The sequence below is a fragment of the Microbacterium mcarthurae genome (genome assembly GCF_046064585.1).
In the GTDB taxonomy this organism is placed as follows: domain Bacteria; phylum Actinomycetota; class Actinomycetes; order Actinomycetales; family Microbacteriaceae; genus Microbacterium; species Microbacterium mcarthurae.
Map to the genome: position 1 here is coordinate 296,529 of NZ_JAROCE010000003.1, position 13,886 is coordinate 310,414.

Below are 13,886 nucleotides of genomic sequence, written 5' to 3' on the forward strand. Positions count from 1 at the left end.
GTGGGGGAGTGGCTCGACGGACGGGGTCGTCGCACGCCGCTGAGGGCGTCATCCGCACCGGCAATGCCGGGGCTGGGGGAAACGACGCTACGCCTGATCGCGGGAGACAGGGTACGCTCTCAGCGGATCCGAAGGCGACGGCGGAGCGCGTCACGCACACGCCAGGTCTGACGACGTGCGGCGTGCCTCCGCTGGGCCCGGCGCAGAACGCGACCCCAGCGATCCAGAACGGTGCGCTCGTCGAGTGCGCGGGTGCGGACCACGGCATCCTGTCGCATCCGCTCGAGCACGGGCCCTTCGGTGGCAAGGGCTCGCACCAGCGCATCCGTCAGCGCCGACACATCGCCGGGAGGAACGAGCCAGCCCGTACGCCCATGCCGGATGAGTTCGCGCGGTCCGTACGGAACGTCGTACGAGATCGGAAGGCAGCCGGCGGCCATCGCCTCCGCGATGACGAGGGAGAACGCCTCGGACCGGCTGGTCAACAACAGCACCGACGCCGAACTCAGCGCCTCTCGGGCCGACGGGGTGAAGCCGTGGAACCGCACGACCTCTCCGGAGCCCGCCATCTCCTGCAACCGATCACGTTCCGGCCCGTCGCCATAGACGTCGAGCGTGAGGCCGGGGACACGATCCGCGGCGCGCACCGCCGCCTCGACGGCGTGCTCCACACGCTTGATCGGCTCGAGCCGGGCCAGAACGACCGCCCCGCGACGTTCTGCAGCCGACACCCCCACGGGGGCGACGGGGTGGGGGACGACGGCGAGCAGCGGGAGGGGGCCGACGCGGCGCCGGACGTCCCGGGCCTGACGCGTCGTGCAGAAGACCACCGCGTCGAACGCGCCCAGCCGAGCGAAGACCTCGGCTCGCGACGGGCGCAGTGCCGAGCCGTCGTCGGTGAGATGGGATCCGTGGACGATGTGCGCCACGACGACGTGCGGGCGGCGGTATCCGGCGGCGAACCGCGCCATCGCCTTGCTGTCGACGAGCACGAAGGACCGCTCGCCCGCGGTGAGACGATCGAGCCATGCAGCGTAGAGCGCGCGGACACCGCGCCACGCGGCACGCGGTGCGCCCGTCGCGTCGCACGTCACGATGATGCGCCGCACGCCCCCGCCGGTATGCGGGACATCCCGCCGGTCGCTCGCTGCGAGGGTGCCGTCCGGCCGGAGGTGGTCGATCTGGAGGACCCTGCCCCCGGCGTCGGTGCGGATGCGCCGCACGACGGCCTCGCCCGCGCGTTCCTCGGCGGCTCCGGTCGCGAGAGGAGCGAAACCGGAGGCCCCGGTCACCGGCTTTCCCCGCAGGTCGTTCTCGCCGAGCCACTCCCACAGGTTGCGAACGCGCACGCGGGGCGACAGGGCGTCCCGTTCCGCGAGCTCGGTCGCCGTTGCTCGCACGTCGGCACGATCGTCACAGGTGAGCACGTCGACGGCGACGCCGCCGAGGCGGTCGAACAGGCGGGAGCGCTGCAGCAGAGCGGCCGTCAAGCCGCCGTAGTCGCGGGGGATGCCCCAGGTCAGAACGAACTGCCGCCCGTGCGGCAACGCGGTCACCGTGCGCCCCCGGATCCGGTGAGGGGCCCGGGGTGTGCGGCCCGGTCGGTGTGGGCGGGCCGCGGCGCCGAGGGGGGAAAGCGCATGAGGCGACTCTACGGGAGCCGTCCGCCCGCGCTCTGGCAACCCCGGGGCGTTCGGCGCCGGTCGCCGTCGAAGATGGGGGGATGACGACGGATGCCGTGTCCCCCGTGCCCGGGTGGCGCACCCTCGCGCGGGATGCCGTGTGGTGGGCTCAGGACTACGCCTACGCCGCGGCGGCGCAGGTGCGTGCCGTCGGCCCGGGGCGCCCGGACGACTTCGCCTCGGGGCAGGGTCGCCCGCTCGTCCTCCTCCCCGGCATCTACGAGACGTGGCGCTTCCTCGAACCGCTCGCGCGCGTGCTGCACGATCGCGGCCATCCGATCCACGTGGTGACCGGGCTCGGATCCAACCGTCGCCCCATCGTCGAGTCCGCCGCCGTCGCCGCCGCCCTGCTCCGAGAGCGCGACCTGCACGACGTCGTTCTCGTGGCGCACAGCAAGGGCGGCCTGATCGGTAAACACCTCATGGCCTTCGATCCGGTCGGAACCCGCGTGCGGGCGATGGTCGCGGTCGCGACGCCGTTCGGGGGGTCGCGCTACAGCCGGCTCATGCCGACGCCGTCGTTGCGCGCCTTCCGATCCGGGGATGCCACGATGCGCGCGCTCGCCGCCTCGGCCGATGTGAACTCGCGCATCGTGTCGGTCTTCGGTGCCTTCGATCCGCACATTCCCGAGGGCAGTGAGCTCGCCGGCGCGCGCAACGTCCGGTTGGATGGCGGGGGCCATTTCCGGGTGCTCGCTGACCCGCGCGTGATCGCCGAGGTCATCCGCGCTGCGGAGTGACCCGCCGCCTCGGTCAGCGTCCCCCGCCGCCGCCTCCGCCCATCCCGCCGCCGGAGAAACCACCGCCGAAGGACCCTCCCGAGAAGCTGCCCGACCCGCTGACCTGCGGGGCGGGGCTGCTGCCCTTCTGCATCGTCGCCAGAGAAGAGGCGAACGCCGCGCTCGAGAAGCCGTTCGGTCCGATGTACCAGCCGAGATCGGCGCCGTCGGCACGCGCCCGCGTGGCCAGAACGTCCGCCCATTCGCGTTCCACGCCCCACACCACCGCCCAGGGCAGGAGCTTCTCGTAGAGGTGGAGGACGTCAGCAGGTCCATCGGGCGCGACGGATCGACGTTCCGCACCCTCGGGGCTTTGCAGGATGCGCAGCCGATCGGCCTCGGCCAGCGTCAGATACTCGCGGAGGCCGCGCAGATGATCTCGCGCGCGAGCCCCGGCATCCGTCACCCGGTCCGAGTAACGGATGAGCGCGAACGTCAGGATGCCGGCCACCACCGTCGCCGGGATCGCCGCGATCTGCCACCCGGTGGGGGTGGCGCCGACCGCGGTGAGAAGCACGGCGCCGACCGAGACGGCGAAGGCGACGACCGCGATCACGCCGGCGACCACCGCAACGCCCATACGCGGCCGTCCCATCCACCCGCGGCTTCGCAGCTCCGAGGTCGCCGTGGCGGTCAGGGCGCGCAGACGCTCGCCGACGTCGCTTCCCGGCGTGTCGAGCGCGACGCGCGCACCGGGCGCCGGTGCGCGGCCGAACACGGCAGTCAGAACGCCCGCGCGCATCGGCGTGGCGCCGGTGCCGTCGACGTACTCCAGAACCAGGTCGTCGTCGGCGGCCGGATCCTCCACGATCCGGAGGTGACCGGCGACGGCCGTGTCGAGGATGGCTGCTTGTATCGCGGCGCGGGGGCGGCGGACGAGGTGAGCACCCTCGAGCACGTCGGTGTCGGCGGGTGGTGCGTACTCGGCCACGATGATCCCGCGCCCGGGGGCGTCACGATTGCGCCGACGCGACACGGCGGCGGTGCCGAGCGCGACGGCACCGACCCCCACCGTGCCGATAGAGATCCCCGTCAGCGTGGGTGCGGCATCCACCGAGAACTGCTCCGCCGGGGTGCGGACGACCTCACCGGGCACGAACGTCCCGCGGGCGAATCCGACGGCGATCGTGAGGTTCTCGCCCGGACCGAGGTCGTCGGACGACGCGGTGAAGGTCGCGGAACCGTCTGCGTCGTCCGCACGGGCGATGTCGCATCGATCGGTGGACCCCTCTGCGCCGCGGTAGCAGGCGGCGGCGCCGTCGAGGGCGACGCGCGCGAGGTCGTCGTCGACGGACAGCTCGACGCGCACGCGCCCGAAGGGCTGCTCCCACTGTGTCCCGTTGATGTCGCGGTAGAACTCGTCCGCGTTCGTATCCGCGAACGCGCGGATGGTGTCGCGCTGCGTGTAGGAGATGACGTAGGTCTGCTCGCCTCGCACGTAGGCGTCGTCTCCGGTGAGGACTCGCACCTCGCGGCGATCGGTCTCGACCTCGTAGGGAATCGTCTCGCCGTCCGGGCCCGTCACCCCCGTGATCGTCGTCTGCAGCGGAACACCGTCGTAGTCGTTCGGGATCGCGCGGATGATCCCGCGGTTCTGATCCTCGTCGGGGAAGAGCGCCACGAGCGTCTCCGTCACCGCGAGTTCGGCGTGGCCGTCGTCGGCCCGGGACAGCGTCATCTGCGCATCGAACGACGCGAAGGTGAAGTCATCGACGTCCGCTCGCGCGGGGAGGGGGAGAGCCAGGCCGATGACGACGAGGGCGAGTGCGGCCGCGGCGGCCAGGAGGGGGCGTACCCGGGTGGCGGAAGCGTCCATGCCTCGACGGTACCGAGGTGGGCTGCGGACCGACTCCCTCGCAGGGGGGATCAATGGATGCCGTGCCCCACGCCACGCCTACGGCATCCGCGCGGCATCCTGGTCCGTGCCGGTCGACGTCGCGATCCGGCAGCACGAATCTCCGGTGGCCGCGCAGCGTCCCCCGACCGCGCATCTCATGCGGTTCAGAAACGCGGTCACGGCGTCCGCGTCGGTCTCGCTCATTCCGCGAGTCGCCGCCATCATTCGTGCGTGGAGCGTGCCGAGCGTGTCGCGCATCTCGTCCTCGGTCTGTGCGGTGCGACGCACCAGGACCTTGCGCCGATCGGTGGGGTGGCGCTCGCGGCGCACGTGGTCGGATCGCTCGAGTCGATCCAGCAATGCGGTGATGGACGCGGTCGACACCCCCAGATGGCGGGCCAGGTCCGCAGGGGTCACGTCCGCACCTGCCGACGAGGCCCGCGTGAGGAACCGCAGAACGACGAGCTCGTTCTCGCTCATCGCCATCGTGTCCTGGGTGCGGCGCCGCATGGCCATCTCGGCAGCGCGGTAAGCCCGCAGCGATTCCATCACGCGAGCGCCGCGACGATCGTCCATGTCCTCGCCGTACCAGTAGGGCGGCGGAGAGATGGCATCCATGAGACTCCCTTCGACCGGTTCCTTATATCTCGCTTGCCTATTCGCTAGTCTATTTAGTAAGTTTGCGAACAAGCAAAGACGGAAGGGAACACCATGGCGAAGCTGTTCTACGGAACGACCCCCGAGCCCATCACGATCGACGATCGGATGCTCGCCCACGTCAAGGTCGTCGTGGCCACGAAGCTGCGCCGAGGAGAGAGCTTCACGCTCTCGTGGACGCACGGCCCGGACGAGCCCGTCGGTCGCTCGACCGTATGGCTGCAGCCGGCAATTCCCCTCCGCTTCGTGTTCGACTCCGAGCAGCCGGAATCTCTGGACCAGGATCTGCTCAAGCGGATGGCGAACGACGCCAACTCGTCGCGCGGGCTCAGCCTGGACATCGAGGATGCCGCCGTCGCAGCTCCGGCACGTCGGACGTCGGCGCGTTCGGCGAGCTCGACGCGCTCCCTGGCGCGCGCCGCATGACCGCCCTGGCCCCCGACGGCACCGCCGCGCGACCTGCGGCGTGGGACGTGCCCACTCAGCCGATCACGGTGATCACCCCCGCGATGACGGTCGCCGCCGCTACGGCGTGACGTCGTCTTCGGCGTCCTGCGGCTGCCCCCCTCGTGACCCCGACTCAGCACGCGTGGCCACGATGGCCGTCGCCAGCAATACGGATCCGACGACGATGAAGACGAGCTTCGGTCCGACCGGGCTATCGGCGGGCAGGACGAGCGTCGGCGCTGCGAAGACGGCAGCCGCGATCATTGAGATCACGGCGCCCCAGGGGCGCACTTTCGTGCTCTTCACCAGCTGACCCTCTCCCTCACTGCGAACTCACGGCACGGTATAGCCGGCCGCACGCACCAGGGCGTACCACTCCGCGCGGTCGAGCACGATGTCGGCGCCCGCGGCGGCTTCCGTGACCCGGCTCGGTGTCGTCGTCCCGAGGACCGTTTGGATCCCCGCGGGATGCCGCGCGATCCAGGCGACCGCGATCGCGAGCGGGGTCACCCCGTAGCGGTCCGCCACGCGATCGATGACCGAATTCAGCTCCGAGTACGCGGGATCGCCGAGGAACACCCCCTCGCTTCGCGTTCCCTGCAGGGGCGACCACGCCTGCAGGGTGATGCCCTCGAGTCGGCAGTAGTCGATGAGTCCGCCGCCGTCGAGAACCGTTGCCTGCGCTGCGGTCTCCATGTTCATCGCCAGCCCCTGCGCGACGGTCGGCGCGTGGGCGACGGAGAGCTGCACCTGATTGGCGACGATCGGCTGGCGGACGGCGGTCTTGAGCAGATCGATCTGTCGAGGAGTGTGGTTCGAGACGCCGAACGCGCGCACCTTGCCTGCGGACTCGAGAGCGTCGAACGCTCGAGCCACCTCCTCGGGCTCGACAAGGGCGTCGGGTCGATGGAGGAGCAGGACGTCGACGTAATCGGTCTGCAGTGCTCGCAGCGACTCGTCGACGGACGACACGATGTGGTCGAAGGAGAAGTCGAAGAAGGGCCCTTCCCGCACGATGCCCGTCTTCGTCTGCAGCCGGATCTCGGCGCGTTCGGAGGGCGTGAGACGCAGCGCCTCCGCGAATCGGCGTTCGGCGCCGTGCACCTCTCGGCCATAGATGTCGGCATGGTCGAAGAAGTCGATGTCCGCGGCCCGTGCCGCGGAGTACAACGAGCGCACCTCGTCGTCGGTCTTGCCGTCGATACGCATCATTCCCGCGACGACGGCGGGAACAGCGGGGCCGGAGGGTCCGAGAGGAACGGTGCGCATCGCTCCACGTTAGCCCGGAGAAGGGGATGCGCGGTCTCGAACCGGGTGCCGTGGTCACGAGACCGCGCATCCAAGTGGAGTGATCGTCATCGAGTGAGGAACTTTTGGGGGAGAACCACTCGGGATCACTCGCAGACGACGATGCCATTGCCGGGGCCTCTCCCACCGCCGATCCTCGAAATCCTCACCCACCGAATCGCCTATCGGGCACCCGGCTTCCGACCGCTCCGTCCTCAGCGTCGCTCGCGACGCCTGCCGAACACCGGTCGCGCGGTACTGTAGCCGGGCCCCTCGACGCCACCGGAGACGCCCATGTCACAGACGATCATCGGGTCCCCCCGAAGGGAGCTTCGGCCAGGGAGCCGCCGTGTCGTGGCCCTCGCTACCGTGGGCGGCACCGCTGCCTTCCTCAGCGCAGCACTCATCTGGGTGAGTCGCCTGTGGGATCCGAGCGTCCATTACGTCAGTCAGCTCGGTGCGACGGGGATGCCGACGGCTCCCGTCTTCAACTTCTCTCTTCTGCTGCTCGGTATCGCGGCCGTGCTCGTCGACCGGGCTCTGCTCCATCGCCCACTCGTTTACGTCGCGGGGTGGCCCATCGCGGGCACTCTCGTCGTCTGCGGTGCCTGCTTTGCCCTGGCATCCGTCGTCACCTGCTCGCCGGGATGTCCCGTTCCTTTCACTCCGAACGCGCTCCCGCAGGATCTCATTCACATCAGTGCGGCCGTGCTGGGGTTCGTTCTCGCGATCGTCGCGATGGCCCAGGTGTCCTTCCTCCGTCGTCGCCCATGGATGCGCGCGGCCAGTCTCGCCACGCTCGTCGCCGTCGGCGTGACCTCGCTCACCGGTGCGATGCTCGCGCTGTTCCGCGGCGACACCGTCCTCGGCGGGAACCTCGAGTTCACGGCGGCGACGCTGGCGATCGCCTGGTTCGGGGTCTTCGGGTTCCAGGTCGCGCGGGACGAGGGCACCCTGACGCTGCCCGCCCGGCCGGCGTCGAGCATCCCGTCCAGCGCGAGTACCGTTGCACCATGACCCGTCGACGTCTGGCTCGGATCCTCGGCGTCGTCGCGCCGCTCGCGGCGATCGTCGTGGTCCTCGTCGTGCTCCACGGAGCGGGTGTCCCCTTGACTCTCCCCGGAATCATCATCGCCGTCCTCGTGCTCATCGTGGGGCGGTTGATCGGCGTGTACGCACGACGGCGGCGGACCGAGCGGCGCTGACCAGCGCCGCCCCGGCTCACACCTCGTTGTCCACCTCGATGAGTCCCCACGCGTGCGCCGCACGAATCGCGCTCGCCCGGTCGGAGACCTCGAGCTTGCGGTAAAGGCTCTGCAGCTGCGTCTTCACCGTGTTCGGCGAGACGACGAGCGCTCGCGCGATGTCGGCGATCGTCGACGTCGGGGTGAGCTGGGCGAGGACCACCTGCTCGCGCTTGGTGAGATGCGGCACGCTGACGGATGACGCGAAGAAGGAGGCGCGCGCGGCCACTCGGTCGCGGGCCGCCGGCGACAGCAAGCGCAGGACGAGCCCGCGGTCCTCGGGCGCCACGGCGCTCCACGGGCTCCACAGGTCGTGCCGCATGCTGAGAGCTTCGGCCCGCTGAGCGGTCGAGCGGTGCGCGCCCGCGCCGTTGAGGCGGATGTCAGCGACCATGCTCACGACCAAGCTCTCCAGGGCAGCCCGCGGGGACGAGTCCTGGTGGATACCCCATTTGACGCTCATGACGTAGGCCTCGTGGGCGCGTCCCGCATAGAGCTGGGAAAGAGCGATCGCGGGCGCCGTCGCTGCGGAGAGACCGAACGGACCCTCGAACAGCGCCATGGCCTTGCGTGCTTGGCGGAGCGCGATCAGCACCTTGGCTCGAGCGGTCAGGAGGTGGACCGACTGGAAGTGGGACGGGGGCGTGCTCCGCGTCCGCGACATCCAGGAGCGGAGCATCCCGAGCGCATCCGGAGCCGAACCGGAGAGCAGGAACGCGATGGCCTGCGTCACCGCCGCGAACGGCCAGAGCTCCCGGGCGCCGCCCGTCGCCGTCAGGGTGTCGAGGCTCTCCCGGGCCGCGGACGCGTCGCCCCGCTCGAGATGCAGCCACGCGTCGGCGAGACGGGTGCCCTCACCCCACGGGGACGAGATCCAGCTGTCGTCGCGGTCCGTGTCGCACAAGATCCCGGCCGCGCGAACGTCGCCCTCGAGGAGGGCGACGATCGCGAGCACTCCCCGAGCTCGCAGTCGACGCGCCGGCGGTGCCAGCCGCTCGACCTGCCCCAGTGCCAGGGCGGCGTCGCGCAGTCGTCCCATGGCCAGATGCGTCATCCCGACCTGGTACCAGCCCTCGGCGATGGCCTCATCGGCAAGCGCGGGACGCCGGCGAAGGGTATCCATGAGCAAGGATGCCGATTCCGACGCCAGGGCGAAACGCCCGGCCGCGCGCAGCAGACTGACGCGCAACACCAAGGCCTCGACGTTCTGCTGGGCGGCGGCCTTCGCCTCGGGGAGGCGGCCGAGTGCCCCGACGACGAGCGCGGGGGTCTCTGCGGACAGAGCCGTCTCGCGGTCGATGGCAAGCAACGCGTCGACGGAGATGGGGTCGAAACCGACGTGCGCTCGGATCTCCCGGACGAGCGCGTCGAAGGCGGCGGCATCCCGCGCCCAGATCTCCGGCCCGGCCGAGCGCAGAATCGCTCCCAGGGTCGTCCACTGTGCCGCATCCGCGGCGAGCTGCGCCGCTCGGAGCGGCTCGCCCGCGGCGACGAGGTGATCGAGGAGCCGCAGGCGGGCGTGCTCGACGAGCTCGGGTGCGGCCGCGGTGATCTCGCTGAGCCACTGGGTGCGAACCGGCTCGGCGAGCACGAGTCGAGTGGTGCTCGGCCAAACGAAACCGGCATCCTGCAGCTGCGTCAACAGCTCACTGGTGGTCTCGCTCGTGGAGTCGATGCCGATGGCGTTGGCGAGCTCCACGTTGATGTACGGAGCGACCGCGAGAAGGCGGACGTCGTCCGTGACCGGCGTGCCCAGGTGAGCCTCCATGTCCGCGGTGAGGGCACGGCCGGCGTAGTCCGCGATCGCGTCGGCTTCGTCACGCGTGCGCAGGGGAAGGCTCTCCAGGCGGAGCCGCGAGCTGGCCAGCTGCGCAAGAGCGGGCCACCCGTGCGTGCGCTGCATCAGCACGTCGACCGCGACATCCGTGGTTTCGATGCCATTGAGTTCGAGAACCAGGGAGAGCTCGTCGCGCGCCATGAGCAGATCGGCCGGTGCGAGCACGTGCACGTCGAACTCGAGCGCGACGAGCGGGCTTTCCAGTTGGGTCACGTGTCGGGTCGCGACGACGACGCGCAGCTCCGGGTCGGAACGCAACAGGCCGAGGATCGCCGCGGAATCGATGCCCGGCTTGTCGACGAGATTGTCGACCAGCAGCACGTGCTGCGGGGGGCCGTCGCGAAACCCGGCCGCGACGCGATCCAGCGTCTCGGCGCTCGCGCTGCCGGCATCCAGCAGCTGGATGCCGATTCCGGGGTCGTCCTCGAGGGCGCCGGCGAACTGGCGGAGGAGCGCGCTCTTTCCCACGCCCGCCGGGCCGCGGAGGAGGACGACATCACTGTCGAGTGCCTCACGCAGTTTGGCCATGGTGGCGTTGCGGGGGGTCCAGAAGCGACTGGATCGTCGCGCGGTGCGCGCGGAGGTCGGCGCAAGATCTATGTCGATGATCATCGTTCTCTCCAACTCTCGAGCAAGGTGTGGGGTGTGCCCGGCTCGGGTGACGGGCGACGAGGAGGCGCACGAAAGCGATGCGCTTCACCCGATCATTGGGCGATGATCGCCCGGATGTGAGTCGAAGGGAGTGGTTTCATACCCGCAGTAATCCCGCCTTCACCCTGCGGGCATCACACTCCGGTCCCAGATATCACCCGCTCGGGGACGCCGCGCTTTCCCCTCGTTCTTCGCCCGACTGAGCGCTCCGACGGCCACGCACGTGACGCTTCGGCGTCTGTTTATGCTTCCCCTCGCTCGCGATCCCTTCGCGGGGGTCGACGCGGAAGGCGGAACACATGGATATGCAGCGGGTCGTGCGCATCTTGCGGGCGTACTGGAAAACGATCGTCGTCCTTGCCGTCGTCGGAGGACTCGCCGGTTTCGGCTGGAGCGCCCTTCAGCCGCGGGTCTACACCGCAGACGCCACCGGGTACGTGGCCAGCACGTCCTCCGACGGTTCGACGGGCGCCTCGCTCGCGGGAAACAGCCTCGCGCTGTCGAAGGTGAAGTCCTTCATCGACATGGGGTACTGGCGGGCCGTCGCCGAGACGGCGCGCAACGAACTGGGGCTCACGGACAGCCCCGAGTCCCTCGTTCAGCGCATCCGCGTGTCCAACCCCGTCGATACCGTGAACATCCGCGTGGAAGCTGACGCGCCCACGCCTGAGCAGGCGCGGGATCTCGCCCAGGCGTGGCTCCTGGGCATGACGGAACAGGTCAAGCAACTCGAATCGGCGGGACAGGCCGAGGGGGCGGTCCGTCTGGTCGCGGGCGACTCCGCCCGCCTCCCCACGGCGCCCTCGTCGCCGAACGTCCGTCTGAACGTGGCGATCGGATTCATCGCGGGCGGCGTGGTAGGCGTGGTCTTCGCCCTCGTCCGTCGCGCCTTCGACCGGCGGGTGCGGTCGGCGAATGACATCTCCGACGCCGTCGACTCCTCGGTCGTCGGCGTTCTCCCCGTCGACAAAGAACTCGCCGCCGGCCGGGCGGTGTTCTCGTTCGACGACATCCGCGACGGCCGCGGGTCGTTCGCGCACAAAGAGGCGATGAGGGAGTTGCGAACGAATCTGCAGTACGTCGACGTCGACCATCCCGCACGTGTCATGGTGATCACCAGTCCACTGCCCGGAGACGGCAAGTCCACGACCGCGGCGAACCTGGCCGTGAGCATCGCCGCCACGGGTCAATCGGTCATCCTCATCGATGCGGACCTGCGCCGACCGGTGCTGGGGGCGACCTTCGGATTCTCCGATGACGTGGGGCTGTCCGATGTGCTGGCCGGTCGCGCCCGCATCGATCAGGTCGCGCATCAGGTCGACGAGCACGGTCGTCTGTTCGTTGTCGCCGCGGGACGCACTCCTCCGAACCCGAGCGAGATGGTGGGCTCTCAGCGGATGCAGCAACTCGCGCGCAGCCTGGCGGACGATCTGGTCGTGATTATCGATTCGCCCCCGACGCTCGCGGTGGCCGACGCCGCGGTCATCGCGAGCTGGGCGGATGGGGCGGTGCTGGTGGTCACCGCTGGGCGCACGACCGACGACATGTTGGTGCGCGCGGTGGGAAACATCGCCAAGACCCGGGGACGGCTGTTGGGCGTCGTCCTCAACCGTGCGCCGTTGCGCGGAGCGGACTCCGGCTACTACGGATCGCGGTACGGCGGATACTACGGGTACGGCGCCCCGAGCACGAGTGAGGCGTCCGGTCCGTGGTGGCGTCGTCTGAGCCTGGCGAAGCCCGGAGGGCGGGCCCCACGCGGCGAGCCGGCGCCCGGACCGCGTCGGCGCTCGTCGGACGTGCCGCCCTCGAACGTGAGCGGGCTGCGAACGCTCTCTCAGCGGGGGAAGCCTTCCTCGGTGTCGGGCGACAGCGTTGGTGAACACGCGTCGTCGGCGAGCGGTGCCCCGGGCGTCGGAGGGGAAGCATCCATCGCTCGCCGTCGTCCGCCTGCCTGATCCCGCCCGAGACGACGAAGGCGCCGACCCCGAGGGGCCGGCGCCTTCGTCGTGCGCTCAGTGAGCCGTGGCGCCGGGAGCGACGACCGCTTTGACGGTGCGAAACAGAATGACGATGTCGCCCACCAAGGACCAGTTCTCGACGTAGAAGAGGTCGAGCCGGATGGCGTCCTCCCACGAAAGGGCGGAGCGACCGCTCACCTGCCACAGACCGCTCATGCCCGGGCGGACGATCAGGCGGCGGCGTGCGTCGTCGTCGTAGAAGGCGACTTCGGCTTCTCGTTGGGGCCGTGGGCCGACGAGGCTCATCTGTCCGAGGAGAACGTTGAACAACTGCGGCAACTCATCGAGGGAGTAGGTGCGGAGGATCCGGCCGATCGGGGTGATGCGCGGGTCGTCGTCGACCTTGAACAGGGGGCTGCCGTCGCGTCCCTGTGCCGCCAGCAGCTCGGAGAGGCGCGCGTCCGCTCCGTCGACCATCGACCGGAATTTCAGCATCCCGAAGGACGTGCCGCCCTGCCCGACCCGCTCTTGTCGATACAGGACTGGCCCCGGGCCGGAGAAGCGCACGAGGACCGCGAGCACCAGCAGCAGCGGGCTGAGGGCAACGAGCAGAAGGAGGGCGACGACGGCGTCGAAGGCTCTCTTCAGCACGCGTTGACGGGTCGAGTACTGCGGCGTCTCGACGTGGACGAGGGGGAGACCGGCGACCGGGCGAGTGTGGATGCGGGGGCCCGCGACGTCTGTCAGATTGACGGCGACGATGAGGTGATGGCGTCCGGGTTCCAGACCCCAGCCGATGCGACGGATATCGTGCGCATCGAGGTGGCCGCCTCCGGTGACCAGAACGCTGTCGGCGTCGACATCCTCGAGCAGCTGCTGCAACTGCCGCGCGTCCTCGTCGGTCCAGGTGGGGGCGTCGTCGGCTCCTCGGGGAAGTGCCCCGGCGACGATGAGACCGACACCGGGCTGGCGAGCGATCTCTCCCGATACGCGCGCATTCTCTTCGGGGCTGCCGACGAGGACGACGCGCGTCGACATGTCGCCGCGGCGGCGACGGGCGCCGAGCCACGACCGGCAGAGTGTGCGCGCTGCCAGCAAGGTGACGGTGCCCGCCGGGAGGCTCAGTAGGAAGTAGCCGCGGGAAAGGTCGACTCCCGTCAGGTACGCCGCCATGGCCACGAGCCCGAACAACTGAAGGGAGGCGGCGATCACGAGACGGTGCTCGGCAACGCCGTGTCCGACGACGCGCGGAGACCGCGTGCCCCACAGTGCCAGCGCGGTCAGCCACGCGATGCACAGCAGAACGGAGACGGTGGTGTAATCGACCGGAGCCGCGCTGACCCCGGTGTGATCTGGTCCGAGCCAGAACAGCTGTGTTCCGAACACCGCGACGACCACGACGGCGGCATCGAACACGGCGAGGCGCCGGGCGTAGCGCGCTTGCCACGTACGGCGTCGTGGCGGACGGGCAGGGGCGAAGTTCTCCGCGATAGCTGGCGAAGCAGAT

At 70.0% G+C, this 13,886-nt stretch carries 12 protein-coding genes; 5 read left to right on the forward strand and 7 right to left on the reverse strand.

Features of this window, described 5'->3' with window-relative positions; genetic code table 11:
- Window positions 1–119: 119 nt before the first annotated feature.
- On the reverse strand, window positions 120–1,556 hold the full coding sequence (locus P5G46_RS11455) for a glycosyltransferase (protein WP_239274807.1): 1,437 nt from the start codon (window positions 1,554–1,556) through the stop codon (window positions 120–122).
- Window positions 1,557–1,723: 167 nt separating this feature from the next.
- Here P5G46_RS11455 and P5G46_RS11460 point away from each other — a divergent pair, with 167 nt between their 5' ends.
- The gene (locus P5G46_RS11460) at window positions 1,724–2,422 is read left to right on the forward strand and encodes an esterase/lipase family protein (RefSeq protein ID WP_408905732.1); all 699 of its coding nucleotides are present in this window, start codon (window positions 1,724–1,726) and stop codon (window positions 2,420–2,422) included.
- Between the two features lie 13 nt (window positions 2,423–2,435).
- Here P5G46_RS11460 and P5G46_RS11465 read toward each other — a convergent pair whose 3' ends face one another.
- Window positions 2,436–4,277: a DUF2207 domain-containing protein gene (locus P5G46_RS11465; RefSeq protein WP_239274809.1), complete on the reverse strand. Its 1,842-nt coding sequence runs from the start codon at window positions 4,275–4,277 to the stop codon at window positions 2,436–2,438.
- 78 nt (window positions 4,278–4,355) lie between these two features.
- Complete coding sequence (locus P5G46_RS11470; RefSeq protein WP_239274810.1) at window positions 4,356–4,916, reverse strand: MarR family winged helix-turn-helix transcriptional regulator; 561 nt, start codon at window positions 4,914–4,916, stop codon at window positions 4,356–4,358.
- Window positions 4,917–5,009: 93 nt separating this feature from the next.
- Between P5G46_RS11470 and P5G46_RS11475 the strand changes: the two genes are divergently transcribed.
- A complete protein-coding gene (locus P5G46_RS11475) occupies window positions 5,010–5,381 on the forward strand; it encodes a DUF7882 family protein (protein WP_408905733.1) in 372 nt (123 codons plus the stop codon).
- Window positions 5,382–5,480: 99 nt separating this feature from the next.
- Here the strand turns inward: P5G46_RS11475 and P5G46_RS11480 are convergent, their stop codons facing one another.
- Together P5G46_RS11480 and P5G46_RS11485 are read right to left on the reverse strand one after the other, a co-directional pair.
- The gene (locus P5G46_RS11480; protein ID WP_239274812.1) at window positions 5,481–5,708 is read right to left on the reverse strand and encodes a hypothetical protein; all 228 of its coding nucleotides are present in this window, start codon (window positions 5,706–5,708) and stop codon (window positions 5,481–5,483) included.
- A 27-nt stretch (window positions 5,709–5,735) separates the two neighbouring features.
- Entirely contained in the window at window positions 5,736–6,671 is a 936-nt protein-coding gene (locus P5G46_RS11485; protein ID WP_239274813.1) for an aldo/keto reductase, read from the reverse strand.
- 372 nt (window positions 6,672–7,043) lie between these two features.
- Here P5G46_RS11485 and P5G46_RS11490 point away from each other — a divergent pair, with 372 nt between their 5' ends.
- Both P5G46_RS11490 and P5G46_RS11495 read left to right on the forward strand, forming a co-directional pair.
- Window positions 7,044–7,706 (forward strand): DUF998 domain-containing protein, encoded by a 663-nt coding sequence (locus P5G46_RS11490; RefSeq protein ID WP_239274814.1) that lies wholly within the window; start codon window positions 7,044–7,046, stop codon window positions 7,704–7,706.
- Complete coding sequence (locus P5G46_RS11495; RefSeq protein WP_239274815.1) at window positions 7,703–7,894, forward strand: hypothetical protein; 192 nt, start codon at window positions 7,703–7,705, stop codon at window positions 7,892–7,894. Before P5G46_RS11490 ends, P5G46_RS11495 begins: the two co-directional genes overlap by 4 nt.
- A 16-nt stretch (window positions 7,895–7,910) precedes the next feature.
- Here the strand turns inward: P5G46_RS11495 and P5G46_RS11500 are convergent, their stop codons facing one another.
- The gene (locus tag P5G46_RS11500; RefSeq protein ID WP_408905734.1) at window positions 7,911–10,382 is read right to left on the reverse strand and encodes a LuxR C-terminal-related transcriptional regulator; all 2,472 of its coding nucleotides are present in this window, start codon (window positions 10,380–10,382) and stop codon (window positions 7,911–7,913) included.
- 338 nt (window positions 10,383–10,720) lie between these two features.
- Here P5G46_RS11500 and P5G46_RS11505 point away from each other — a divergent pair, with 338 nt between their 5' ends.
- The gene (locus P5G46_RS11505; protein WP_408905735.1) at window positions 10,721–12,376 is read left to right on the forward strand and encodes a tyrosine-protein kinase domain-containing protein; all 1,656 of its coding nucleotides are present in this window, start codon (window positions 10,721–10,723) and stop codon (window positions 12,374–12,376) included.
- A gap of 57 nt (window positions 12,377–12,433) precedes the next feature.
- On the opposite strand, the gene P5G46_RS11510 is transcribed toward P5G46_RS11505, so the two are convergent.
- On the reverse strand, window positions 12,434–13,795 hold the full coding sequence (locus P5G46_RS11510; protein WP_408905736.1) for a sugar transferase: 1,362 nt from the start codon (window positions 13,793–13,795) through the stop codon (window positions 12,434–12,436).
- Window positions 13,796–13,886 lie beyond the last annotated feature (91 nt).